This is a genomic window from Sulfurimonas iocasae (assembly GCF_047716755.1).
Lineage (GTDB): Bacteria > Campylobacterota > Campylobacteria > Campylobacterales > Sulfurimonadaceae > Sulfurimonas.
The window spans coordinates 1389015-1415840 of record NZ_CP180409.1 but is presented as its reverse complement, the minus strand read 5'-3'; the positions used below and the strand labels follow the sequence as shown (position 1 = coordinate 1415840).

Below are 26826 nucleotides of genomic sequence, written 5' to 3'. Positions count from 1 at the left end.
TATATACACAAAATCTGCTAAAAAGGCTTAAAAAATGAAGCTATAGGCACATCCAAAACCATCGCTATCTTAGCAAGATGCTTGATATTAAAATGGTGGTTTTCTTTTCGTATTTCAGCACGACCAAGATACGCTCCACTGCTCATACCTATTTCTAGAGCTAGTTGCATCTGCGAGTAACCTTTCTTCTCACGATACATTTTTACATTAGCAGATACTATATCTAATATCTCCTCACTGTAAATATCTAGCTCTTCATTTGTCACTACTGCATCCTAACGATATATATGTGCAAATGATAGTAGATACGCTAAAAACTCTCAACGATATATGGGTATAAGTAACTCAGTTAAGTGATTGTTGTGATTAATATTGATAATTAAATTATGTTAAAGCTTCCATTAATACTTATTGGTGTAAGGTGTTTTTAATTATTTAAAAAGGGTAAGAATGAAAACTTTAAAATATTTAGGACTTAGTTTAGTGGTTGCACTAGGTTTAGGATTTAGTGGCTGTTCTGCATCTGGACAGCAATTTTCAGTTTTTAAAAATAATAAAGAAAAAGCAACGGTTTATTTTTATAGACCTGATGCTTATTTTGGCATTATAAGAACTGTACAATTATTTGAAGTTGATGCAGTTGGTACATATGAAAACAAGGGGAATAATTCTAAAAGTATTGGGAATTTACGTAACAATAGTTACTTCAAATATGAGTTTTCACCTGGTACACATAAATTTAGAGATAATCTATTCTTTGATCCAAGTAGCTTCGAATTGAAAGCTAATGATTATACATGCATACGGTTCAATTTGGCACTTATTGGTACTGTTATAGATGAAGTTGATAAGAAAACTTGTGCTGACGAAATAAAAGAAACTAAAGAAATGAAAGCAGCAGATCAGTATCTTTTTAATTAACCTATCAACCAGCATTAATAAAAAGATTCCATGGCTAACTACATATAAGAACATCCTTTCCCAAAGCTCCATCTTGGGAATACACCATTCAAAATCTACCTAAAATATATGAAATTCTACTTTAAATTCTCTTATTTAATATTACTTAAGTCATGTCCATTCAATGAGTGCTCAAGCATGATATCTGAATCATATGTTGTACCTGGTAGTCCAAGGCATGTGGCTGCAACTCCTTGACATGTTCCATATCCTACACAGTTAGCTACTACTCCATCACAAACACCTATCCCACCAATACAGACTCCATTTCCTTCACAAGTTCCTTCTGTTCCCCCACATATCATATGACCTTTACAATATGCAATATTATTGTCCCCATAAGTAACAATTCCATCACAAGTCATATTCCTATCACAGCTTCCTTTACCGTCACAAGTCATATCATATGGTTCGTCTACAAGCATTAATGATGTACACTTTGCATACCCATATTCACAGTGACCAACACCTTCACATTTAGCTTTATTTGCACATGTTCCATTACCCCAACAGGTTAAACATAGGCATCCAGTAAACATAATAGAAGTCAGTGATAGTGTTATGAATAATAAACTCCTTCTCATTAAAAACCAACTCATTACTACTTTACTTTTCACCTTTAACATCCTATTATTTTTTATAAAGATAGTATCTGAATAATGATATTTCGTTGCTGAATATTAATCACAAAACAATCTATAGCATTAAAAGTATACACAAAGAACCAGAGTACAGCTTGATGATTATATCTATTTCCTTAACATTATTATCTCACTCCATCCTCTCCAGAAGTAGAATACATACACTAAAAAAATCTAATTTATTACATAATAACAATAATAACACTTCACTATTATCTAAACTAAATATACCCTCATAGCTTTAATAACAACGGTACTTCCATCTGATTACACATCTAGATAGCACTAATAACAGTATCCATATTTCATTTCCACATGCCAGTATTTCACCAAATTCTATTGTAAATTTTAAAATTTCAGTATAGGGTTAGTAGCCATTCAACTTTCCATACACATAAAGACCACCCCCTCCACATCAATCTAGCAGAGTATAAACTAATTATAAAGCAAGAGCCAAACAAGTGGGTCTCTCATACCTACATGCTGCCAAGGTCAGCACTGCGACTTCATAAGCAAGGTCTTATTCAGATGAAATGATGTGTGAGTAATTATTTCTTTACTGCTTACACATGCCAAGATATTTCCACATGCCAAGAATCTTTGTGTATTTCCACATGCCAAGAATCTTTGTGTATTTCCACATGCCAAGAATCTTTGTGTATTTCCACATGCCAAGAATCTTTGTGTAGTTCCACATGCCAAGGTCATGTTCCAGAATAACTGCGTGAGCCACGGTCTCACTGCGTTAGAGCCTCCGCTTCGCTTCGCACGAGCCTTAGGTCTCGCTTGACCCAATAGCAGCCTCAGGTCTGCTATGGACTTCGTGCCGAACACCTTCCATCTGGAGATTGAGGATTGTGTTCGGCACTCTGTGGTTACTTCCTAACCTATCGCATTCCCTCTGTCCATCTCCCTGCTCAATTGTTATCGTTGACACTGGTCTGGCTCTTCTTGGTTGTGTAGTTGTGTTGGTAGTTGGTACATGCAAGTGTTGTCAGAGCGCCGTTCATTCTTCACTTCAGCACGATGATACATTCAAACGGCATTAGCCTTAAAACTCGCTCCGCTCAAACAAGTGGTATAGCTTTGGACACTTTATTACTTCACCTACAGCCGTGAATGAGATAGCTCAGTACAGTTCAAGTTTAAGTGAAAATCCACTTAAAATTAAACTCTAATGACCTCCGTACATTCACAGCGGTGAATTAAGAAAGTTTTAGACATAACTCCATATTCTTTTACAAATTATGTCTTCGTGCCTCAGCCCTAAGTTGCCGTTTCACTTAAAAGAACACAGAGCTATGTTAACCATCAAAGCACAGCTCTTTAGTTTATGTTACACGTTCAGTCGCCTCTAGGCTCTTGTTGGTCGCTTCTCTCCATGGTGGTTCACTGAGTGAACATTTATTGATTATATAGAGATGTTTTAGCAAACATCTAGCTCTTCCATAACTATTTGCTTAGGTAGGATGTTGTTGCAGTAGTAGGCACTGCTGAAGGTTACTTTGTTGTTTATGCGGTTGTCTGGGTTGGCGAACTTCATTCTTTTGTTAAACATAAGTAGTTGCAAATCTACATCTTTGAAGAGTTCTTTAGGTGCTGCATCGTTGAGCCATGCAACAGTCATAAGAAGTGCAAATGGTTTGTTGAAGCTTAGAGCTCTTTGGAAGAACTCTCTTTTGTTTTTAAAAGGCGGGTTGGATATTATCATATCCCAATGCTCATGTGGTTCATAAGTAAAGAAATCTTTGTCATCATCTATGTGGCTATAGATCACTTTGTTGGTCTTACTTATCTGTTTTACAAACTCACTCTCTGACGTATCAAATGGGCACCATACTACGGCATGTGATGGAATATACTTAATTATAGGTTTAACGCCGTATGATGGAGTATAAGCCTCATCAGAGCCTACATGCCTACCATCTGTAAACAAGTTTCTGTTATCTATGCTTGGCATGTGGACTGTCCTTATAATTGATATTAATATATATTAATTATATCTAAATAGCACTTGCTAGACATTACTCTTCACATGGTGGCAACTATCGTTACTATCATCTAAGCAGTGGCAACTAGCGTTTCTTTTATTGATATTCTTGATGTCAGAAAACTTGTGAACCCTTAGAGCATACACCACTATCTTGATACTAAAATGAACTACAGTCCAGTTTATTATAAAGAGTAGCAGTGCCAGCAGTCGGTATTCAAAAGGTTTTCAGCCAAAAGAAATGTGTGAAGAGATGAGAGCGTTTCGGTCTATGACCGCCAACATTTACGAAATATTGAGAAAGGGTAAAAGATGAGCTTATACAGAAATGAGATTAACCAAATGGATGATGTGGAGTTGTTGGCACTAGCTGACAAGTTCAACCTAGTTTTAGAAGACAGAGAAAGTGTTGATGCTGATGAAGTTATAGATTTGATTGAGTATTATGATTCTAGAGTGTATGAAAGTGTAGAAGATGACATACTTGACTCTGTTCGTAACGGTAACTGGACAGATGCAGCTAAACAGATGTTAGAACAAAACATCACTCCAAACGCACTTGTGGATTATATAAATGACTATAGATTTGAGCAGTATGAAGAGGCTTATGAGTGGTTTGACTTGTCGAGTGCTGTATCTATTACTGAACTTTATCATGAGAAGAGGAGGGTGTCATAAAGAAGTAGATTTACTTGGTTCTATCGCTTGCAAAAGCTACAGTGATGCAGTGGAAGTATTTCATATAAGAGTAAGACTGTAAGAATTATAATGTTGGAGATTATGGCTATTGTTGGCATGTGGAAATACAAGAGAATAGGGTAGTTCTATCATGTTTAGTATATTGGTTATTGATGTGTATATTATATGGTTTATTTAGATGATTTGTAAGTGAAAAGATGACCCAAAGAGTGACCCAATGAAAACTTAAAGCTGGAGAGTGCCTAATATAGGCTTGAAAGTTGGTGACCCCGAGGAGAATTGAACTCCTGTAACATGGATGAAAACCATGGATCCTAACCGCTAGACGACGGGGCCACTTCGAACAGCTTGTTTAACTGAGCCGAAATTATATAGATACATGTCTTAATAAATCCTTAAAATATCGAAACTCTGTAAAACTTATTGTAAATTATTCGTAGAAATCTCTAAGAGCTCTAATAATAACAGCATTTTTAGAAATGCTTTCAGCTTTTGCATTGTCATTTACTAAATCATAAAGATCTAAAGGAAGAGAGATAGAGAAAGTTTTAGTCTCAATTTTTCTTTTTTTAGAAATCATAGCAGTAACACTAGTTAAAAGCTCAATAATTTTTTTAGTATCAATAGGTTTTTGAATAAAACTATTTACACCAACTTCAATAGATTCAGAAATTTTTTCAATGTCATTACTTGCAGAAATAACAATAATAATTTGAGTAGGATTTATTTCACGAATTCTACGAGATAATTCAATACCGTCCATACCAGCCATAACTATATCAACAAAAACAACGTCTGGCGAAACTCTGTCATATGTTTTTAGTGCTTCATCACCATCGAAGCAAGAGTAAACATCAGAAAAGAAGTTTTTAAAGGTGGAGCTCAAAAGCTCATTTGTTACTTTTTCGTCTTCAACTATCATAGCCGTCAACTTTTTTGTCTGTCCAGTTAACTGAACTAAATCAATATTTGCCATATTAATTCCTTTGTGTTAAATATTTAAATCATTATACAGATATTTCGGTAACAAATAAAGTATCTTTTTAGTTTAAAAAAAACAAAAAAAGAGTGAAAGTTAGTAAACCAGGGGTTTATAGGGGGGTTTTATAATTGTTGTAAAATATTAAATTTCTATATAACAGCTAACTAAATATCATATTTTTTGAACTTTTCAAGCCATTCGCTATCTGGTTCCTTAGATTCTTCCTTTTGATTTAAAAGAGAATCTATGATGCTTATTAATGTTTTTTCATCCATAAACTCTAATAAGTCAGGATTAATTGATGTTGTATTTTCATTATTATATGAATTTAGAAGATTTTGAATATCTTCTATTAGTTGTTCTTTTGTTGAGTTCATATACTTCTCCATGCGCTATCAAAGTTCATAGCTTTAAATTGTATATCATTTGTAAGTCTTATTAATCCAACTTTTTTCATAATTAACTTAGCTTTTTTTGGCCAAGCTTCTCTATAGTTAAAAGAACGTGGATGTCCACCTATCTTTGATATAAACTCCATATTAACCTCTTTAGTAAAAAGAATTTTCTTACCATGCTTATCTACTAGCTTATCAAGCCAAATTCTAGCTTCTTTAAAAGCCTTTACTTTGGAAGTATTTATTATCCATCTAGTAGCAAAATCATTGTAGCATGCCATACGTGAGCTATGTTTAAGATTTTTATCATAAGTAAGAAGTTCAAGTTTTTTTGTTGTTCCTGCGTATGGGGCAGGTCTATAGTCTCTTTTTAAGCTTTTTGGTCTCTTTTTCCAAACTAAATCAGATTTAGTGTGTTTTTTAATTTCATTTGGATCAAAAATAACCTTTTTCTCTGATTTAGAGTAGGGTAGATACAATCCAGGAAGTTCTTTATCATTTTTAAAAGCTCCTAAACTGAGAATGTTTCCTGTAATTTGTGCAACATATCCTCTTCCATATCCAGATTCTAATCCTGCAATGGCTAGCAGTGCAGCTGGAGGAAGTTTGTATTTGTTGGCTACTTTAATAGCCTCCATACTGTTTGCTTCATAAAACTTCTTAACATGATTGTATTTTCTAAAACTAAACTCATTTGCAAAAAGTGAAGAACTGCTAAGTATTAACATAAACATAAACATAAACATTACTCTTTTAGCTGTTGTATTGATTAACATAATGTAAATTCTCTTGAAAGCATCAATCTCTACTCCACTTTACTATAGCATTTGTTTTTTTCATTTTTATTCCATATTAATATTAATTAGTATAAGTAGACGATTTATATTCTATATAAATAAAATTATACACTATTTAAATTAGTTATAAATAAAAACTCAAATGTATATTACACATAAATATTAAAAAAGCAGTTAATATTATTTAGTATAAAATTAATGTTAATTGTATGGTATTAAAATAGAACATTGGAAGAATTAGGTACAGCTATAAGCCGAGTTTTGTCTTGATAGCATTAATCTACTTTACTATTTACATAGTATCTCTAGCGAAACAGTAGCATTATAAGACGCTGACCATCTGTTTCTTGCTGCCATGTTGGGTTTACAAGCTCTCTATGTTGCCATAAAGACTGGTGGGCTCTTACTCCACCCTTTCACCGTTACCACATTGCTGTGGCAGTCTACTCTCTGTTGCACTTTCCCTCGTATTGCTACGGCCATTAGTTAAATGGAACACTGTCTTATAGCAGCTCGGACTTTCCTCTTGCGATTAAACAAGTCACTATCTGCTGTACCTGTGAAATAGTACAAAAAAGTTCCTTTAAATCAGTTTTTTTAACACAAGAACATTCGTTCATTAAATGATAGATTAATATGAACAAATGTTCTTATCGATATAAGCTTATATTAACGATTGTTCATATATACTACTATTAAAGTTAACATACGTTCACTAAAATAAAAAGGCTTGAAATGTCCGAAAACACGACTCCCCACAAAAGAACTGGAACAAAGCAAAAGATACTAAAGGTATCAACTACCCTATTCTCTGAGCTAGGGTATAAAGGTACAAGCGTTAGAAAAATAGCCAAAGAAGTAGGAATTAGAGAGAGCGCAATATACAATCACTACAAAAGTAAAGAGGAGATATTTTTAGAAGTAGCAAAGGGTATTTTTAGCTCACCCTTCTCTAAAAATGAACCTGACATAAAAGAATCAGCAATGAAAGGAAAAGCTTTTTTACAAAACTTTACAATGCAGTACAAGCTTCTAACATTTGATAAAAGCAATGAGAATATGTTTAGACTACTCATGATAGAGCTTTTTGCCAACAAAGAGCTTAGAGAGCAGTTTATGAGTGAATTTCACGATAAAAATGTAAAGATGCTCTCAGAGGCCTTCTTTATAATGATGCAGAACTCACTTATACGTTCACAAGATCCTATGATGATATCTTATGAGTTTCTATCCACCCTATTCTATATGAGACTTCAAGTTACACTAATGAGGTTTGACAATGATTCAACAACTGCTATTTCTACTCAGTTTGAAAAGCATGTGGAATTCTTTTGGGAAAGCATTAGAATTTAATACTAATTAATATTAAAGATAGACTTTAAAAAAAGGACAACCCATTAAAGGTTATCCTTTAAAATAACTAATTAAGCCATAGCTTCTTTAGCATATTTTTCACCAAGCTCATATGCTTTTTTATTAACATCGTGAACTTTAGCAGGCACCTTTGAAAGCATTGTAGCGATAAGAGTATCTTTATCGATAGCATTCATCATAGTGTTTGCAATTGCAAGTGCTACAACAGATTGAGTAATTACATTACCAACCTCTTCCTTAGCAATTGTAATAATTGGAATCTCATGAATATTCCACATTTTTCTATCTTCATCAGTAGGATGAACTAAGTTTGGATCAACAACGATTGTTCCGCCCTTTTGAACACCATTTTTAAATGAATTGTAAGAAACGTCAGCAACTGAAAGCATAAAACCAATTTCACCATCATTTGCATATGGATAGTAAATTTCTTCATCATCAAGTTGGATATCAACAACAGTAGGTCCACCACGTACTTGTGATGTATATGTTGCAGTTTTTAGCCCATGACCACCAGTTTTAATTTTTGCAGCTGCAAAAATCTCACCAGCAAGAAGTACACCTTGTCCACCAACACCTGTAAATCTCATTAATGTTTTACTCATTGTGTCTCCTTATATTTTTTTAGCGAAGTCATCTTGAGTGATTACTTTTCTTTCACCCTGATGTACTTTTTGAATCTCAGCATACATGTCACAATACTCATCAGCTTCTAAATCTTGCTTTAAGATACCAGTAGGAAGTATGTTAAGTTGCTCTTCAGGTGTCATTGCATCGTATTTCTTCTTTGGAGCAGTAATACTATCAATCCACTCTAGGTTTTCCATAGCAGAAACCATTTTGTTTTTTCTACCAAGGTTAATATGACAGTTAGAAAGTACTTCCGCCATAGAGAAACCTTTGTGCTCCATTGCTTTAATAAGCATTTTTTCTAACTTTTTAGGATCAAGCATGCTTTCACGAGCAACAAAAGAAGCTCCAGCAGCGATTGCTAAGTCACAAGTATCAAAAGTTGGATCGATATTACCAGCTTTTTGAGAAACTGTCCACATACCTTTTGGTGTAGTTGGAGAAGTTTGCGAGTTAGTTAAACCATAGATAAAGTTATTGATAATAATCATAGTCATATCTATGTTTCTTCTACAACCGTGAATAGTGTGATTACCACCAATAGCTAGTGCATCACCGTCACCAGCAACACATATAACCATTTTATCTGGTTTTGCTAATTTAATACCAGTTGCATAAGCAATAGTTCTACCGTGAGTTGTATGAACTGTATTGAAATCAACATATGATGAAAATCTTCCAGAACAACCGATTCCAGAAACTACACATACGTCGTCTTGGTTTACACCCATCTTTTCAATTGCTCTTACGAACGCTTTAAGAATAACACCATCACCACAACCCCAACACCATAGTGTTGGCATTTTTTCAAGTCTTAAATATTTATCATAATTAAATGCCATCTTATAACTCCTTTACTTTATTTACAATCTCATATGGAGATATTGGTCTACCATTTACTTTGAAAAGACCTTCTATGTCAAGTCTCGCAGCTGCTCTTTGAATCTCACCATGGTATTGACCAATGTTTAACTCAACAACTAAAACTTTTTCAATTTTATCAGTATGCTCTTTGATTTTTGCTGCTGGAGAAGGCCAGATAGTAATTGGTCTAAATAAACCAGCTTTAATACCCTCTTTTCTCAAGTGTCTAATTGACTCTTTAGCAGCAAGTGATACAGAACCGTAAGCAACAATCATTACTTCAGCATCATCCATCATAAACTCTTCATAAGACTCAACTTCATCTTCATGTAATGCAACTTTGTCTTCTAATCTTTGGATTAGTTTTCTACAAGTTTCAATCTCTTCAGTAGGATAACCATTTTTATCGTGGTGAAGACCAGTAAAGTGATATCTATAACCTTCATACATAGGGTTAAGAACTGCTGGCTGATCATGCTCACACTCATATGGAAAATACTCTTCAGCCGGACCATCAAATCTTTTTCTTGGAACTATTCCAGCTTCAACTTCTTCAACAGTTGGAAGATCAGCTTTACCATGCATATGACCAATAGTCTCATCTAGTAAAACAATAACCGGTTGCATAAATCTATCTGCAATATTGAATGCTCTTACAACTTCAGTGTAACACTCAGCTAATGAACCTGCACATAATGTGATTGATTTATAATCACCATGTGATGGGTTTTTAGACTGAAGGATATCACCTTGAGATACACGAGTTGGAAGACCAGTTGATGGACCACCACGCATAACATTTACACAAACTAAAGGTACTTCTGCCATTTGAGCAAGACCTAGTTGTTCAGCTTTAAGTGACATACCAGGACCTGAAGTCGCAGTTAATGCACGCTGACCAACCATAGCTGCACCAATAACAGCACAGATACCACCGATTTCATCTTCCATTTGTATTGCTACTCCGCCTTTTTTTGGTAAAAGGTCAGAAATAACGTGCATTACTTCACTTGATGGTGTTAATGGATAACCACCAAAAAACATACAGCCTGCATCAACAGCTGCAATAGCAGCTAATTCATTTCCTGTAGATATTACTTCTCTAGTTGCCATTATTTAGCTCCTTGGTTTAGTGACATATAATTGTTTGCAATTATTGCTGCTTGGCGTTCTTTAGCTTCATCAGTAAGTTTTGCAAAGCTAAATCCAGCCGCTTTATATTCTTGCTTATCTGCTACATAAATAGCGAAATCAGGACATGTAAGTTCACACTCATTACATCCTATACATGACTCAGGGTTGTCGATTGAAATCATCGCACCTAGTGTTGATGTAGACTCATATTTCATACCAAGTACACCTGATGGACATACTGAAACACAAATATCACATGCTTTACAGTTACTAGTATTTACCCATACAGGTTGGTTGCCCGGGTTTTCAGTTTTAAAAGTTCCCATTTATTCTCCTATTATTAAAGTACAAATAAAATTTGTACTTTACTCTTTATAAACAAAGAGTAGCTAAGTTTTTATAATTTAAATCTAAATTGTGCTCGTAGCGCTTCGTAATATAGCTTTTTGTTACATTACGAGGCTCACACAAGAGTTAAATTACTTACCTAAAACCTCTGCAATCGCCTTACCAATTTCTGCAGGAGAAACTACAACTTTTACGCCAGCAGCTTCAAGTGCTTCCATTTTCTCTTTTGCAGTACCTGCACTACCACTAACTATAGCACCTGCATGACCCATTGTTTTACCTTTAGGCGCAGTTTGACCAGCGATAAAAGCAACAACTGGTTTAGTGATTTGTTCTTTAATTAGTTTTGCAGCTTGAATCTCAAGATCTCCACCAATTTCACCAATCATAACGATTGCCTCAGTCTCTGGATCTGCTTCAAACATTGGTAAGATTTGCAAATATGAAAGACCAATAATTGGGTCTCCACCAATACCAACAGCTGTTGTAATTCCGAAACCTTCATTACATACTTGATTTGCACCTTCATAAGTTAATGTACCTGATTTTGAAATTAGGCCAACATTACCTTTTTTGAAAATTGAACCTGGCATGATACCAATCTTACACTCTTCAGCTGTGATAATACCAGGACAATTCGGCCCGATAGTCATCATACCATGCTTAGTTGCATGAGCCTTAGCAGCTTGCATATCTTTAACTGGAGCACCTTCAGTAATAATTACTGCAAGTTTAATTCCTGCTTCAGCAGCTTCCATTACAGCGTCACCAACAAATGCAGGTGGAACAAAAATCATAGAAACTGTAGCACCTGTAGTTTCTACAGCTTCTAAGACTGTATTAAAAACTGGTTTACCAAGATGCTCTTGACCACCTTTATTCGGTGTAACACCGCCTACTATTTTAGTACCATATGCTAAACATTGTTCAGCATGAAAAGTGCCCTCTTTACCCGTAAAACCTTGAACGATTACTTTTGTATCTTTATTTACTAGAATTGACATTAGTTTCCTTTCGCAGCAGCAACAGCCTTAGCAGCACCATCACCTAGATCATTACCAACAATAATGTTTGGAATATTCGCATTTTTAAGTATCTCAGCAGCCTCTGGAGCATTTGTTCCATCAAGACGAACAATAACCGGCACGTTAACATCTGTAAGTTTAGTAGCTTCTAAAATTCCATTAGCTATACGGTCACAACGAACAATTCCACCAAAAATATTGACAAAAATAGCCTTAACTTTAGGATTTTTAAGAATAATTTCAAAACCTTTTGCAACAGTCTCAGCATTTGCACTACCGCCAACATCTAAAAAGTTAGCCGGAGTTCCACCCATATAGTTAATTGTATCCATAGTACCCATCGCAAGACCGGCACCATTTACCATACAACCAATTTCACCATCAAGAGCAACATAAGAAAGACCATATTTAGCAGCTTCTACTTCATCAGCATCTTCTTCTGTTAAATCTCTCATTGCAGTGATTTCAGGTTGTCTTCCAAGAGCAGAATTATCAAATCCCATCTTCGCATCAAGAGCGAGGAATACACCTTTAGCAGTTTTAACAAGAGGATTGATTTCAATCATCTCTGCATCATTTTCCATATAAAGTCTGTAAAGTTTTTCTGCAAACTTAATGATATTCTTTTGCTCAATCTTATCAGTAATACCTAAACCAAATGCAAGTTGACGACCATGAAAACCTTGAAAACCAATAGCTGGATCAACAGGAATAGTGATAATTTTTTCTGGAGTATTTTCAGCAACAGTTTCAATATCCATACCACCCTCTGTAGATGCCATAATTAGAGGCATTTCAGATTTTCTATCAAGAACAACAGAAAGATATAACTCATCTTTGATATCTGCACCATCTTCAATATAAAGTTTTTGAACTAACTTACCTTCAGCAGTAGTTTGATGAGTAACCAAAGTCATACCAAGAATTTCATTAGCTAACTCCTCTACTTCATCAATTGATTTAGCTAGCTTAACACCACCGCCTAAACCACGACCACCAGCATGTATTTGAGCTTTAACAACCCAAATAGGACCACCTAACTCCTCTGCAGCTGTAACAGCAGCTTTTACACTCTCAACCATTATACCTTTAGGTGTTGGTATATTGTATTTAGCAAAAATTTGTTTTGCTTGATATTCATGTATATTCATTTATTCTCCTTATTTTAAAATGGAAGCTATTTAACTTCATATTGTGCACGACCTATTTTGTATAAATCAGCACCATGAGTATCATTAATTACAGTTACAGGAAAGTCAACTACTTCTAGTTTTCTAACTGCTTCGGGACCTAGCTCCTCATAAGCGATAACTTCTGCACTCTTAATCTGTTTACCCAAAAGTGCACCGGCTCCACCAGTAGCACCAAAATATACAGCCTTGTGTTTTTCGCAAGCATCTGTAACATCTTTATTTCTTTTACCCTTACCTATCATTCCTTTTAAGCCCTCTGCAATAAGCCTCGGAGAATAAGAGTCCATACGGTAAGATGTAGTTGGACCTGCACTTCCAATAGGGTCACCTGGTTTAGGTGGTGTTGGACCAACGAAATATATTACAGCACCTTTAACATCAAAAGGAAGTTCTTTACCTTCATCAAGTAAATCAACCAATCTTTTGTGTGCTGCATCTCTTGCAGTATAAATAATACCACTCAAATACACAATATCACCACTGTGTAACTCTGAAACAGTTTCATCACTTAGTGGAGTTGTTAAATGATATGTTTTACTCATAGTTTTCCTTTATATAGTGATGTGTGTATGACGTGAACTATGACATTGTACATTTACCGAAACAGGTAAAGAAGCAATGTGACACGGGTTTGATTCAATATGTACAGCTAAAACAGTCTCTGTTCCACCCATACCCATAGTACCGATTCCTAGTTTATTAAGTTCTAGTTTAATAGTATCTTCCAACTCAGCCATTTCCGGATCTTCATTTACAGAACCTATGTTACGAAATAACGCATGCTTAGAGCTAATTACTGCTTTTTCAAATGTTCCACCAATTCCAACACCAACCGTAAGTGGAGGACAAGGATTTGGACCGGCATCTGAGATACACTCTCTTACATAGTCAATTACACCCTGCTTTCCAGCTGCAGGTGGAAAAACTCTTGCGCGAGATACATTCTCACTACCGCCACCTTTAGCAGCGTATTCTATATCTATCTTATCACCTTCAACTATATCAAGGTGAATGATTGCCGGTAAGTTGTAACCAATAGTGTCTTTATTGTTAGCACGAGTAAAAGGATGACAAGTTGAAGCTCTTAAATAACCCTCAATATAACCTTTTTCTGTACCTTCGTTAATAGCATCTTTTAATAGACCACCAACAACTTTAACATCAGCACCAATCTTTACAAAGAAAACAGCTAATCCAGTATCTTGACATAGAGGGCGAGCTTCACTGCTTGCAATGTCAGCATTTTCTAAAAGTTGTTTTAAAACCTCTTTACTTACAGGACTTTTTTCATTCTTGTAAGCCTCTTTCATGGCATTTAAAGCATCTTCTGGTAAATTCGAAGCAGAATATACGATTATATCTCTAACATTTTTTACTATTTCTTCGTACGCTATTTCACGCATCCGTAATTCCTCTTAGTTAAATATTCAGACTAAATATATTTGAAACATAGTTTAGCACGCTTTTTATAATACTGTATATTATCTATATTTATTTTTAAACATATGAAAAAGTGTGTAGATTATACACATGTATTATTTTTAATTTAGCTCAAAAGGTGTAGATTCTACACAAAAAAATCTTTTTCCTTCAAAATGTCGATTCCCTCTTTAATTGAGTCAACTGATATTTTAAACTTAGCTTTTGTCTGCTCATCTAAATCTAACTCAATTATTTTTTCTACTCCATTACTACCTAGAACAACAGGAACACCCACGCATACATCCTTGTATCCATATTCACCATCAAGCATTACTGAAGATGGCATAACTATTTGACTATCATCCATCATAGCTTCAACCATAACAGCTATTGCACGACCTGGAGCATAGTATGCAGAAGTACCAAGATGCTTCACTATCTCAGCTCCACCATCTTTTGTTCTAGCAATAATATCTTCCATGTCCCTTTTTGTAACAATCTGATCTAGGGGAACTCCACCAATTGCTGAAATCTCAGGTAGAGGAATCATATTTTGACCGTGATCACCAATAAGCATCGCCCTAGTCTGCCCTGAACCATATCCAACTTTTTTATGGATTTGATACGCCATTCTTGCTCCATCTAAGGCTCCAGCCATACCAATAATTCGTCTTCTATCCCAACCTGTCATTTTATGAGCTACATAAGTCATTATATCAAGTGGATTAGATACACAAAGTATGATTGCATTCGGAGAATATTTCATAACATTATTAACAACATCTTTCATGATTTTAGCATTTATCATTAACAAATCCGCTCTTGTCATGTCACCTTTACGTGGAACACCTGCTGTTATAACAACAATATCACAATCCTTTAAATCACTAGCATCTAGAGCAGCATTTACAATTGTACCTCTTGGTGAATAACTAGTAGATTGTCCTATATCCATAGCTTTTCCTATTGCAAGATCACTATTTATATCATAAAGCACAACCTCGTGACATCTTCCTGTCATAGTCAAACTATACGCAGCTGTTGCACCAACAAATCCAGCTCCCACAATACCTACTTTTCTACCTACCATACAATATCCTTTATTTTTTATTTTTTATTTAACTTCAATTCCAAAGGTAAATCCTGCATTTACTTTTTCTATTAACTCAGGTAAGACATCTTCATATTCACCAACGATACCAAAATCAGCATTATGAAAAATTGTCTCTTTTGCATTGTGATTAATTACAATAATAGTCTCTGATTCTTTTATTCCAGCTATGTGCTGAACAGCACCACTTACACCAATTGCTACATAAACCTTTGGTCTTACTGTTTTACCTGTTTGTCCAATCTGTCTAGCGTACTCTGATAATCCCTCATCTACAACAGGACGGCTAACTGCCCACTCTGCATTTATTCCTTGCGCATTCAATGCATTTACTAAATCTTTAACCAAATTCATATTATCACTTAGAGTACCTCTGCCACCGGTTATGATTATATCAGCTTCAAACAGGTTTTGTAATCCACCCTCACCTCTTACCGTCTCAATAATCTCTGTTACAAAATCATCATCTACTAAAACTGGAGAAAAAGTAGATATGCTCCCTTTTCTATTAGCATTTGGTGTTGGAACTTCAAATGTACCTGCACGCGCAGTTGAGATTTGAGGGCAAACAAATCCTAAAATTGTTGCAAGTTTTGACTCGCCATAAGTTGGTCTTCTTGATTCAAGAATAGGAGCAAATACTGTTTTTTTCTTTCTATCAATATGCTCTCCAATTTCTAAGGCTGTACAATCTGCAGTAACGCCACCATGAGTCTTTACTCCAATTCTAGGGGCTAATTCACGACCTGCAGTTGTTGCAGCAAAAAGAGCAATTTCTGGATTTTTATCTTTAATCACTTGTGCAAAAATTGATGCAAATGGTAGGATTCTGTATTCTTCTAGTCTTTCATCGTCCACAACTATTACTTCATCACTGCCACAAGATATTAATTCTTTGGCTAAATCACCAACTTTATTACCAATAAGTAGAGTTATAACTTTAGTATTTCCTCCAAGGTCAGATGCCAGCTTTGCTGCTGGAGTTAAAAGTTCCAAAGAAGGTCTTGAAATTTTTCCATTTACCACTTCTGCCCAAGTTAAGATTCCAGAAGCACCATTTCTAAAGTCTACATCTACGAAACCCTCAGGTCTTTGTTTCTGCTTAGTCTCTTTTTTCTCTTTTTCTTCAATAGTGTTTTTCCCTGATTTCAGATTCTCTATCAGGCTTTGTACTAACTCTGCTTCATTATTACCTACGCTCATTTTAATGGCTGCACGTTCACTTTTAATATTTGTTACTTTTGCTACAATAGTAGGAGATCCACTAAGGCCAATCTTTTCATCACTCAAGTTAATATCATCAATACTAAAGACTTTAATATCTGTATTTCTTGCCTTCACAGTACCGCTTAGCGAGGGTCTTCTAGGTGAAATACCAGTAGGAGTAAAAGAGAGTGCACACGGAAGTGGCAATCTCATAATCTGATATCCGCCCTCTATTATTCTTTTTGCCTCTATGTGTCTATCTTTTAGAGTCGCAACTTCTATAAATGTAGCTTGTGGTATTGATAAGTTTTCAGCCACTTGAGATGGAACATGAGCAGTATCACCATCACTTGTCTGACGACCTGCCACAACTATAAAATCTTCATTCAGACCTTTTGCAAATCCAAGATGCTTAAGCATAGTCGAAAGTGCTAAACCTGTAGCGTAGGTATCTGATCCACCCAATTTTCTGTCACTTAGAAGATATGCTTCATCATATCCCATAGAGATAGCTTTTTTTAAAGAGACTTCAAAAGATGGTGGTCCCATTGAACAGACTATAAGTTTAGCATCTGGATAATCATGTTTCATTTGAAGTCCAGCTTCTAAGGCAAATCCACAATCTATATTGATAATAGACTTTGCTTTTGTTCTATCCATTAAACCATCATCACCCATTCTCATTTCAGAAGGCAAGGGAACTTGTTTCATTAAACTAATTATCGTTAAAGACATTTTATATTTCTCCTTGCTTTACATCATATTATAATCTGGACCGTCGCCGCCATAAGGTGTAGTCCAAGTAATTCCACTGTTTGGTGATTTAATATCGCAAGTTTTGCAGTGAACACAGTTTTGGGCATGAATTCTAAGTGATTTATCACCACTCTTTTTATCAATATGCAGTTCATAAACTTCAGCAGGACACATAGAAGCTTCCGATAAACCATACTCGTTAATGTTTGATGTCTGAAACTGCTCATCATTATTTACAACTAAATGAACGGGCTGTATTTCATCATGCATAGCTTTTGAATAATAAACAGTTGTAACTTTGTCTAAAGTAAGCTCTTTATTCTTTTCTAATTTATCAGTAAATCTACTTCTAAAAGGTTCTCCAGCGAACTCTTTAATCTTTTTAGTTGCAAGATAATCGGCTTCAACTTTTGGAACCATCAGGCATGCACCACCGGTAACAAGCTGAAGACCCATTTTGATTCCACCTAGAATCATTCCATCTTGCATAACTGCTCTCATATTTCTAGTTGGATACAACTCTTTATATATCGAACTACTATTTACCAACTCTTCATATCTGGATAATGACTTTTTACTTGTATCATTATTGACTAAAGCCTCAACTGCTGCGGTTGCAGCACAGATTCCAGACCTAACAGCTAAATGAATACCCTTCAATCTTGCAGTGTTTAAAAAGCTTGCGCTATCACCGACAATCATCATATTGTCAGCATAATATTTTGGTATAGAGTTCCAACCACCTTCAGGTAGTGTCTTTGCACCAGCTTCAATTGGTGAACCACCTTTAAGAATTTTTGAAACGTATGGATGAGTTTTGTAAATTTGCATAGCTTCATGAACATCAAAAGATGGGTCTTGGTAATCAAGACCAACAACAAGTCCAACAGCAACCCTATTATCAGTCATCCCGTAGATAAAACCGCCGCCAAACTCTTCTTTATCTTTTAATGGATATCCAAAAGTATGCTTAATTGCTCCAGCTTCTATATTACCCTCTGGAACTTTCCATATCTCTTTTACTCCCAAAGAATAAATCTGAGGATTCTTACCAGCATCTAGGTTTAACTTTTCTATTACAGTTTTTACTGCCGAACCTCTAGTGCCTTCAGCAAAAACAGTTATTTTTGCTTCTACAGTAGTACCTTCTTGAAAATTCTTTTGTTTTATGCCCTTGTGATCAACACCTGTATCTTTTGTTTTGACACCAATAACTTTGTTATCGCTGTCATATATGACAGAATCAACTGAAAAACCAGTATATATTTCTACACCTCTACTCTCGGCTAAAGTAGCTAGGTATTTACAGATTTGTCCTAAAGATGCGGAGTAGTTACCTTTATTTGACATATATGGCGGATGAAAAGGAAGTACAAATTCACTTCCATCATTATTTAATTTTGTCACTTCATCATCTGTAACTTTTGAATCAAATGGAATACCATCAAACTCACCCGTTGTTAGAAGATGCTGAAATACTTGTGGCCTGATAATTGCACCAGATAGTATGTGTGAACCAATTGAACTGCCTTTTTCTATAAGCATTATCTTCTTGATTACACCTTTTTGCTTTAGTTTGTCTGCTAAAGCTATTGCTGTTGAAAGACCAGCTGGTCCACCACCAACAATAAGTATATCAGTTGAAATATGATCCATTTAACACTCCATAAATTAGATTAATTTTAAAGATTACCTTAAATAATATCATAAGGTAATAGTCAGAAAGTTAAATTTAAGTTTGAGTGTTAAGCTTAAATAAAATAGGTTTTACATTGTTACATAATGATACGTTATGAAACAAATATTAAGAGAAGCTATCTGTGGGATAGAGCTACTGTAAGTAACTCTATGTATTGTTATTCATAAAAATTATTCGCATATAGTGCGTCAATAAGCTCTTTAACGCTTTTTACTGATTTAGCAAATTTTCTATCTTGATCATCATTTAAATTAGCTTCTATAACTTTTTCAACACCACGAGCACCAATCATAACTGGAACACCACTTACAACATTAGTATGTCCATATTCACCATCAAGCATAACAGCACATGGATAGATCTGTTTCGTATCCGTAAGAACCGCTTCAACCATAAGCGCAGTTGATTTTGCAGGTGCATAATAAGCACTACCATCTTTTAGTAGTCCAACTATCTCAGCTCCACCTTTTTTAGTCTTCTCAACAATCTCGGTTATCTCATCCCAAGTTAAAAGATCAGTCAAAGGAACACCGGCAACGGTTGAAAATCTTGGAAGTGGAACCATGTCATCTCCATGGCCACCCATAACAGAACATCTAATCTGCCCTGCTCCATAACCTAGTTTTTCATATACAAAGTGAGCCATTCTAGCGCTATCTAAGATACCTGCCATTCCAATAACTCTACTTCTATCCCAACCAGTCTCTTTTAGTGCAACATAGACCATAACATCAAGTGGATTTGACACAGGAATAATAACAGCATTTGGTGATGAAATTTTTATTACACTCATAACATCTCTCATGATGGAAGCATTTTTAAGAAGTAAATCATCTCTACTCATACCAGGGAGCCTTGGACTACCTGCTGTCATTACAACAACATCACAATCTCTTACATCTTCTAAAGTCTCTGCAACTGAAATAACAGTGTGTTTTCTTGCAGCTTGAGCAGCTTGAGATAAATCTAAAGCCTTCCCTCTTGCTTTATCGACATCGTTTGCTCTTAAAATAACTTCATGGCAAGAGCCGCTCATAGCTAAAGAATATGCTACTGATGAACCGACGTTTCCTACGCCTACAATTCCTACTCTTTTTCCTCTCATAATACCCCTTTTTGATATTTTATTAATTTTAATAGTAAACAATTAAAGATTGCATTATATCTTTAATCTTTAAATGTTTGCTATAAGAGAGTTGTATTATCAACTCTCTTATTAAGACTTTTAACTATATTGCGTCAATTATAGCATTTAAAGTTACAGATGGTCTCATTGCAGCTTCAGCTTTAGCATCATCTGGATGGAAGTAACCACCGATATCTTTTGGACTTCCTTCAGAAGCTAAAAGTTCAGAGATTATTTTATCTTCATTTTCAGTTAATGCTTTCGCTACTGGTGCAAACTTAGCAGCTAGCTCAGCATCATTACCTTCTGAAAGTGCTTTAGCCCAGAACTGTGCTACATAAAAGTGAGAAGCTTTATTATCTGGCTCACCACATTTACGTGAAGGCTCTTTGTTATTATCAAGGTAACCGTCATTAGCAACATCAAGAGCAGCAGTAAGAGCAGCAAGTTTTGAGTCGTTATTTTTTTGACCGATAAATCTTAAAGACTCAGCTAATGCTAAGAACTCGCCTAAAGAATCCCAACGAAGGTGACCTTCAGCCAAGAATTGATCAACGTGTTTAGGAGCAGATCCACCAGCACCAGTCTCATAAAGACCACCACCAGCTAATAATGGAACGATTGATAACATTTTTGCAGATGTTCCAAGCTCTAAAATTGGGTACATATCAGTTAGGTGGTCACGAAGAACGTTACCAGTTACAGAGATAGTATCTTCACCTTTACGTACACGAGCATTTGTGTAACGCGTAGCGTCAGTTACATTCATAGTTTGAATATCAAGTCCCGAAGTATCGTGATCTTTTAAGTATACATTTACTTTTTTAATCATCTGTGCATCATGAGCTCTATTTTCATCTAACCAGAAGATTGCCGGAGAACCAGTAAGTCTAGCTCTTTCAACTGCTAAACGAACCCAGTCTTTGATTGGAATATCTTTAACACGTGCAAGTCTCCAAATATCACCAGCTTCACACTCATGAGACATTAAAACATTACCAGCAGTATCTTTAACTTCAACTGTTCCTGCTTCGTGCAATTCAAAAGTAGTAGGGTGAGAACCATACTCTTCAGCTTTTTGAGCCATAAGACCAACGTTTGCAACGTTACCCATAGTAGTTACATCGTACTGACCGTTTTTAACACAATCAGCTACCATCTCTTGGTGAAACATACCATAAGTACTATCAGGGATAACTGCTACACACTCTACAGCGTCACCTTTTCTGTTCCACTGCTTACCACCTTCACGTACAACTACCGGCATAGAAGCATCAATAATTACATCATTAGAAGCATTGAAGTTTGTTGTACCTTTGTCAGAATCAACCATCGCGATTTCTGGGTTATCAGACTCAACTACCGCTTTAAACGCAGCTAAGATTTCAGCTTCTTGGGCATGACCAGCAATTTTTTTCTCTATATCAGAAATACCTTGATTAGCATTTACATTTAATTCTGCAAACGTAGCTGCATATTTAGCAAATACAGGAGCAAAGAATACTTCAAGAGCGTGACCAAACATAATTGGATCAGAGATTTTCATCATAGTAGCTTTAAGGTGAATAGACCATAAAACACCGTTTTTCTTAGCATCATCAATTGTTTTTTGAATGAAAGCTCTTAAAGCTTTAACTGACATATATGTAGCATCGATAATCTCTTTATCAAGAGTATCAATAGAAGCTAACTCTCTACCATTTAATTCAATAGTAACTTTTTGTCCATTTTCAATAGTAACAGACTTCTCATTACCGTAAAAATCTCCATTACCTTCCATGTGAGCAACATAAGCTTTTGAGTTTTCAGCGAACGCTCTAAGTTTGTGAGGATTTTTCTGAGCAAATTTTTTAACTGCAGTTGCAGCACGTCTGTCTGAGTTTCCTTCACGAAGAACTGGATTAACTGCAGAACCTAAACATGTGCTATATTTAGCTTGAATAGCTTTTTCATCAGCATTTGCTGGATTTTCAGGATAGTTAGGAATATCATAACCTTGACCTTGAAGCTCAGCAATACAATCTTTAAGCTGTCCAACTGAAGCAGAGATATTTGGAAGTTTAATAATGTTTCCATCTTCTTGTAAAACAACTTTGCCAAGCTTTGATAATTCATCTTCAGCAAGACCCATTGCAGCAAGAACTCTACCTGCTAGTGAAATATCACTAGTAACCACTTCTACACCAGCCGCTTTAGTGAAAGCGTTTACAATAGGTAGTAACGAATATGTTGCTAAAGCCGGAGCTTCATCAATTTTTGACCAAATAATTTTTGACATCTTCTGTCCTTAGGTTAATATTTTTGTTTTATGTGATGTAGTTTAACTTAACTTCACAAAAACTTACAAGGCAATCATAACACTAAGATAAATAATATTGAGTAAGCTTCTCTAAAGATTTAGTTATATTTTCATTTTGTTTCATTTAGTAACATGCTTTATATTGCGTAAATGTGTAGAATAGTTACGTGAAAAATCATGTCCCCCACTCTTAGATTTCATAAAATAGAGGTAATCTGTCTTAGCAGGAAAAACTGCAGCCTTTATTGCTTCAAAGCTGACGTTACAAACTGGAACCTCTGGTATACCCCTATTTTTATAGGTATTGTAGATAGAATCATCTTCTCTAATCCTTTTTGGAGTTATCTTAATATGCGAGTATTTTCCATAATTTAGAGTTCCATCCATTTGCAACTTCATACCTTTTTTGATTCTGTTGTAAATTACTGAACTTACAAGCGGCATCTCTTTTATATTGGCAGACTCTTTCTGTATTACAGATGCAATTGCTACAAAATGAAACCATCTTTTCTCATTATATGTTCCAAATAACTTTATTGACAACTCTTGCATTTGCTTCTTTGAATTATATATAAGAATCCTCATTAACTCTTTTTCTGTAATCCCCAGTGGCAGTTTATAGGTGTTAGGAACTAAAGCGCCTTCTATTATATTAGCTTGGAGGGAGTATTCTTTTTGTAATATATCTCTATCCAACTCAAGTTTATCAGCCAATTGATTTAAAAATATATATGTAGTCTCACCTGGAATAAGTGTTACATTTTGGAGTGCTGCTTTTGCAGTTGTCAATTTATATAAAAAATCTCCTCTAACACTGTATGTGGATCCCATATCTATCCAGCCACTTTGAGGAGAACCAATAAGTCTTAAAAGTATTGAATCTAATTTACTTACATTGTAATTTCTCTTATATAGTTGTGTTATAATTTGATTAATGGAACCCTTTGGTATAAATACCACCTTTTGGGTACGTACAGGCTGATTTAGGTAATACATGAACGATAAAATAATAATCAATACTATTTCAAAACTCCACTTTACTATAGTTAGTGCTTTATCATTCATATTTTTGACACTCTCTCTTTTATTTATACTATTGCAAAATGGGGTATATATTCAAAACATATCTATTCCAAATCTTAAAGTTAAGAAATTATACATTAAATGGAATGAAAAATTAAACATTAGCATTCAAGAAATTATAATAATTAAAAAATCTCAAAATGAAAAAACTGATATAAGCGTAAAAAAAGCCAATAAGTTCTTTAAATCACTTCTTCTTTTTGATAAATGGTTTGAAAAAATTGAAATCAATAAAATAAAATTTAATGATATCACTGGTTCTTTTAAGTATATTGATGGTGAAGAAGGATTTTTAACAGCTTCTTCTAAAGACTTTTCTTTAAAAAGTTCACTATATTTTGAGTCTCACTATTTTAATGCAAAAATTGAAGAGTTTTATGACTACAAAAGAAAAACTAAAATTACGGGTAATATAATTTTAGATAATTACTATAATCTTGAGCTTATTTCTGATTTAGATGTAGATATAAACAACGATATATTATTAAAAGCATATACTATAGCTGATGAAGAAAAACTTTCCTATAAACTAATCTCAAAAAAGAAAATTAGAAATATTAAACATACAATAGAGATGTTAGAAATGCCAAAAGAACTTAAATACTGGGTGTACGATGCTGTTAAAGCATCGTACATAGAGCTTAAGAGTGCTTATGGTTGGATAAATTATGACAAGCTTGATGAGGCATACAAAAATGTTCGAGCACTAGCTGTTGTAAGCGATTTAGAATACAGTTATAATCCTAAACTAAAACCTGTTGTATCAAAAGAAACAGAACTTGAGTTTAAAGATTCGGTACTATATATTAGACCAAAAAAAGCATATCAATATGGTTTTTATTTAAATAAAAGTTGGTTGAAAATTGATTTTTCTAAAGAAGAAGAACTTTTGACAATCTTTTTACTCTTTAAAGGTAAGGTAAATAAAGATTTATTATATCTGCTACATACGTATGAAATAGAGCTTCCTTTTTTACAAAATAGCGGTAGTGTAGATACAAACCTTAAGATAGAAGTAGGATTACGTAATATTGATGTAACAGCTAAGGGAGATTTTTTCACAAAGAAAGCAAATTTCAACTATCTTGGACTTAATATAGATATATTTAATGCTCATGTATTCTTGCATAACTATGATGTAAAAATAGATAAGATGTATTCAAAATATGAAGATATAGCAACAGCCAATGTTGATGTAAGATTTAATGCTAAAAGAAATGAGGGAATAATAGACTTTGATATTTTAGATGTAAACTTTAAAGACTTGGATCTTAGTCTGAAAAGTGGTTTAAAACCATTAAAAGTTTCTTATAATATTTCACAGAAGCAAGATACCATAACAGCTGAAAATTCTTCATGGTTATTTAAAAATAAAGTTGTTGATGTTGATGAATTAACCATGCCTTTTGATTTAAAAACTATTACACTACAAATACCTACAACTCCTCTACGTATAAACAATCTTGTTTCCGCTTACGCAACCGGTACATTTGCCCTAAACCCAATCAGAGCCAACTTTGATGTTGACTTATTAAAATTTACACTTCATGACCTTAAAATGGACCAATCAAGTGCTTCTTTACAAGTTGTATACGATGAAAAACTCTTTATTACCTCAAATGATAAAATAAGATTCAATGCTAATAATTTAGACTATATACTTAAATACACAGCTATAGAGATTGATCAACAGGAGTTTAAAATTTTAAACTCCTTAGCAAGCATAGAGGGTTTGGCTAGTGCAAAATTTAATGCTAATTACTTATTTAAAGATGAAGCTGGAACTATTAAACTTAAGAAGCTAAATTTCAAAAACAAAGCTTTGGGCGAAATATTTTCTTCAAAAGATGACATAGAACTTCACGTTATGTCTAATCAGGAAAAAACTGAGATAGAAGCTAAAAATGTAAATGCCTTGTTTACTTTAAAAGATAAAGGATGGAATTTAAAATTCAAGTCTTTAGAAAAAATAGCAAAAGAATCAGAACTTTTACAAGATTACAATGTAACTAACGGTTACTTTAGTATATATAAAAATTCTACAGATAAAAATATTCAATTGTATGCACATACAAAATATCCATATAAACTTATGGTTAAAAATAATCAACCTATTGAAAAATATATTATAAAAGGTCACATAGATAAACGTTCCAGCGATATTTTATTAAATATTAATAACTCTGTGGATGTTAGAATAAGCAAAGAGATAAAGGTAACAGCAAATAAAGTAGGTCTTAATTTAGATGAAATTTTAAACTATGCTAGTGATAGAGACTCTAATGGTGAAGCAGGTAAAAACATCATCTTTGATGCAAACAATTGTTATCTTTATATTAGTGAGAATAGACACGCTATATCTGATACTATTCACTTACAGTATTTTAATAATATTACTACTGCTCAACTAAAACATAAAAAAGGATATGCTGGTTTTAAGCTAAAAAATCATAAATTTTATCTATACGGAAATAATTTTAATGATGAATTTATGGATAAACTATTTGCTCTTTCAGACTTTAATGGTGGAAATTTATCTTTTTCTATGGCTGGTGCAATAAATGACTACAATGGGCTTATACATATTAAAGACACTACAATAATTGAATATAAGACTTTAAATAATATTTTAGCATTCGTAAATACTATACCATCTCTTATTACCTTTTCACTTCCTGGATATAGTAATAATGGTTTGGAAGTTAAAAGTACATACATAAATTTTCATGCTAAAGATAATATATTTAATATAACTGATATTTCTCTTGATTCAAAAGAGATGGATATTGTAGGAAAAGGTAGTGCTAGTTTTGTTAATAATACCATAGACATTGATCTAACTCTCAAAACAGACTTGGGAAGCAGTATATCAAAGATACCTATTGTTGGCTATATACTATTGGGAGAAGACAGTATATCTACATCAATGAAGATTAGTGGTAAACTGAATGACCCAGATGTAGAAAGTCTAATAGTGCAAGATATCGTAGTAGCTCCATTAAATATTATTAAAAGAACTCTACTTCTACCATTTTATCTCTTTAAAAGTGACGAAAATGATGAAGAAAAAAAAGGGAGCAAGAAGTAAATTT

General features: G+C 34.3%; 25 protein-coding genes, 1 tRNA gene and 1 other RNA gene. 4 read left to right on the top strand and 23 right to left on the bottom strand.

Annotated features, from left to right (window positions below; genetic code table 11):
* Positions 1–17: 17 nt before the first annotated feature.
* Positions 18–266, bottom strand: coding sequence for a helix-turn-helix domain-containing protein (locus ACLHDE_RS07065; protein ID WP_415398496.1), 249 nt, complete (start codon positions 264–266; stop codon positions 18–20).
* A gap of 184 nt (positions 267–450) precedes the next feature.
* On the opposite strand from ACLHDE_RS07065, the gene ACLHDE_RS07060 reads away from it, so the two are divergent.
* The gene (locus ACLHDE_RS07060; protein WP_415398495.1) at positions 451–921 is read left to right on the top strand and encodes a hypothetical protein; all 471 of its coding nucleotides are present in this window, start codon (positions 451–453) and stop codon (positions 919–921) included.
* A 131-nt stretch (positions 922–1052) separates the two neighbouring features.
* Here the strand turns inward: ACLHDE_RS07060 and ACLHDE_RS07055 are convergent, their stop codons facing one another.
* The 3 genes from ACLHDE_RS07055 to ACLHDE_RS07045 form a co-directional block, all read right to left on the bottom strand.
* The gene (locus ACLHDE_RS07055; protein WP_415398494.1) at positions 1053–1577 is read right to left on the bottom strand and encodes a hypothetical protein; all 525 of its coding nucleotides are present in this window, start codon (positions 1575–1577) and stop codon (positions 1053–1055) included.
* 516 nt (positions 1578–2093) lie between these two features.
* Positions 2094–2396 carry a hypothetical protein gene (locus tag ACLHDE_RS07050; protein ID WP_415398493.1) on the bottom strand — a complete coding sequence of 101 codons (303 nt, stop codon included), beginning with the start codon at positions 2394–2396 and terminating at the stop codon, positions 2094–2096.
* 631 nt (positions 2397–3027) lie between these two features.
* Positions 3028–3561, bottom strand: a complete 534-nt coding sequence (locus ACLHDE_RS07045; RefSeq protein WP_415398492.1) for a sugar-phosphate nucleotidyltransferase — start codon at positions 3559–3561, stop codon at positions 3028–3030.
* A gap of 342 nt (positions 3562–3903) precedes the next feature.
* On the opposite strand from ACLHDE_RS07045, the gene ACLHDE_RS07040 reads away from it, so the two are divergent.
* Positions 3904–4269 (top strand): hypothetical protein, encoded by a 366-nt coding sequence (locus ACLHDE_RS07040; RefSeq protein WP_415398491.1) that lies wholly within the window; start codon positions 3904–3906, stop codon positions 4267–4269.
* 282 nt (positions 4270–4551) lie between these two features.
* On the opposite strand, the gene ACLHDE_RS07035 is transcribed toward ACLHDE_RS07040, so the two are convergent.
* The 5 genes from ACLHDE_RS07035 to rnpB form a co-directional block, all read right to left on the bottom strand.
* Positions 4552–4626 (bottom strand) — tRNA-Glu (locus ACLHDE_RS07035).
* Positions 4627–4720: 94 nt separating this feature from the next.
* On the bottom strand, positions 4721–5266 hold the full coding sequence (locus ACLHDE_RS07030; RefSeq protein WP_415398490.1) for a response regulator transcription factor: 546 nt from the start codon (positions 5264–5266) through the stop codon (positions 4721–4723).
* A 170-nt stretch (positions 5267–5436) separates the two neighbouring features.
* Positions 5437–5649: a hypothetical protein gene (locus tag ACLHDE_RS07025; RefSeq protein WP_415398489.1), complete on the bottom strand. Its 213-nt coding sequence runs from the start codon at positions 5647–5649 to the stop codon at positions 5437–5439.
* The gene (locus ACLHDE_RS07020) at positions 5646–6443 is read right to left on the bottom strand and encodes a glucosaminidase domain-containing protein (RefSeq protein ID WP_415398488.1); all 798 of its coding nucleotides are present in this window, start codon (positions 6441–6443) and stop codon (positions 5646–5648) included. The genes ACLHDE_RS07025 and ACLHDE_RS07020 overlap by 4 nt, the downstream gene beginning before the upstream one ends.
* Positions 6444–6698: 255 nt before the next feature.
* Positions 6699–7024: RNase P RNA component class A (rnpB, locus tag ACLHDE_RS07015), an RNA gene on the bottom strand.
* A gap of 175 nt (positions 7025–7199) precedes the next feature.
* On the opposite strand from rnpB, the gene ACLHDE_RS07010 reads away from it, so the two are divergent.
* Positions 7200–7817, top strand: coding sequence for a TetR/AcrR family transcriptional regulator (locus ACLHDE_RS07010; RefSeq protein ID WP_415398487.1), 618 nt, complete (start codon positions 7200–7202; stop codon positions 7815–7817).
* A gap of 71 nt (positions 7818–7888) precedes the next feature.
* Here ACLHDE_RS07010 and ACLHDE_RS07005 read toward each other — a convergent pair whose 3' ends face one another.
* From ACLHDE_RS07005 to mltG, 14 genes are all read right to left on the bottom strand, one after another.
* Entirely contained in the window at positions 7889–8443 is a 555-nt protein-coding gene (locus ACLHDE_RS07005) for a 2-oxoacid:acceptor oxidoreductase family protein (RefSeq protein WP_415398486.1), read from the bottom strand.
* A gap of 9 nt (positions 8444–8452) precedes the next feature.
* Positions 8453–9310 carry a 2-oxoglutarate ferredoxin oxidoreductase subunit beta gene (locus ACLHDE_RS07000; RefSeq protein ID WP_415398485.1) on the bottom strand — a complete coding sequence of 286 codons (858 nt, stop codon included), beginning with the start codon at positions 9308–9310 and terminating at the stop codon, positions 8453–8455.
* Between the two features lies 1 nt (position 9311).
* Positions 9312–10445, bottom strand: coding sequence for a 2-oxoglutarate synthase subunit alpha (locus ACLHDE_RS06995; protein ID WP_415398484.1), 1134 nt, complete (start codon positions 10443–10445; stop codon positions 9312–9314).
* Positions 10445–10792 (bottom strand): 4Fe-4S dicluster domain-containing protein, encoded by a 348-nt coding sequence (locus tag ACLHDE_RS06990; RefSeq protein WP_415398483.1) that lies wholly within the window; start codon positions 10790–10792, stop codon positions 10445–10447. Before ACLHDE_RS06990 ends, ACLHDE_RS06995 begins: the two co-directional genes overlap by 1 nt.
* A gap of 153 nt (positions 10793–10945) precedes the next feature.
* Positions 10946–11818: a succinate--CoA ligase subunit alpha gene (gene sucD / locus ACLHDE_RS06985; protein ID WP_415398482.1), complete on the bottom strand. Its 873-nt coding sequence runs from the start codon at positions 11816–11818 to the stop codon at positions 10946–10948.
* On the bottom strand, positions 11818–12990 hold the full coding sequence (gene sucC, locus ACLHDE_RS06980) for an ADP-forming succinate--CoA ligase subunit beta (RefSeq protein WP_415398481.1): 1173 nt from the start codon (positions 12988–12990) through the stop codon (positions 11818–11820). Before sucC ends, sucD begins: the two co-directional genes overlap by 1 nt.
* Before the next feature lie 26 nt (positions 12991–13016).
* The gene (locus ACLHDE_RS06975; RefSeq protein WP_415398480.1) at positions 13017–13574 is read right to left on the bottom strand and encodes a Fe-S-containing hydro-lyase; all 558 of its coding nucleotides are present in this window, start codon (positions 13572–13574) and stop codon (positions 13017–13019) included.
* A 9-nt stretch (positions 13575–13583) separates the two neighbouring features.
* Positions 13584–14435 carry a fumarate hydratase gene (locus ACLHDE_RS06970; RefSeq protein ID WP_415398479.1) on the bottom strand — a complete coding sequence of 284 codons (852 nt, stop codon included), beginning with the start codon at positions 14433–14435 and terminating at the stop codon, positions 13584–13586.
* 164 nt (positions 14436–14599) lie between these two features.
* Positions 14600–15544 carry a malate dehydrogenase gene (locus tag ACLHDE_RS06965; protein ID WP_415398478.1) on the bottom strand — a complete coding sequence of 315 codons (945 nt, stop codon included), beginning with the start codon at positions 15542–15544 and terminating at the stop codon, positions 14600–14602.
* A gap of 24 nt (positions 15545–15568) precedes the next feature.
* Complete coding sequence (locus ACLHDE_RS06960; protein ID WP_415398477.1) at positions 15569–17506, bottom strand: FAD-binding protein; 1938 nt, start codon at positions 17504–17506, stop codon at positions 15569–15571.
* 18 nt (positions 17507–17524) lie between these two features.
* Complete coding sequence (locus ACLHDE_RS06955) at positions 17525–19183, bottom strand: 4Fe-4S dicluster domain-containing protein (protein WP_415398476.1); 1659 nt, start codon at positions 19181–19183, stop codon at positions 17525–17527.
* A gap of 200 nt (positions 19184–19383) precedes the next feature.
* On the bottom strand, positions 19384–20331 hold the full coding sequence (locus ACLHDE_RS06950) for a malate dehydrogenase (RefSeq protein WP_415398475.1): 948 nt from the start codon (positions 20329–20331) through the stop codon (positions 19384–19386).
* A gap of 124 nt (positions 20332–20455) precedes the next feature.
* The gene (locus tag ACLHDE_RS06945; protein ID WP_415398474.1) at positions 20456–22630 is read right to left on the bottom strand and encodes an NADP-dependent isocitrate dehydrogenase; all 2175 of its coding nucleotides are present in this window, start codon (positions 22628–22630) and stop codon (positions 20456–20458) included.
* 141 nt (positions 22631–22771) lie between these two features.
* Positions 22772–23767, bottom strand: coding sequence for an endolytic transglycosylase MltG (mltG, locus tag ACLHDE_RS06940; protein WP_415398524.1), 996 nt, complete (start codon positions 23765–23767; stop codon positions 22772–22774).
* On the opposite strand from mltG, the gene ACLHDE_RS06935 reads away from it, so the two are divergent.
* The gene (locus ACLHDE_RS06935; protein WP_415398523.1) at positions 23658–26822 is read left to right on the top strand and encodes an AsmA-like C-terminal domain-containing protein; all 3165 of its coding nucleotides are present in this window, start codon (positions 23658–23660) and stop codon (positions 26820–26822) included. The two genes, mltG and ACLHDE_RS06935, sit on opposite strands and share 110 nt — an antisense overlap.
* The last annotated feature ends 4 nt before the right edge of the window (positions 26823–26826 follow it).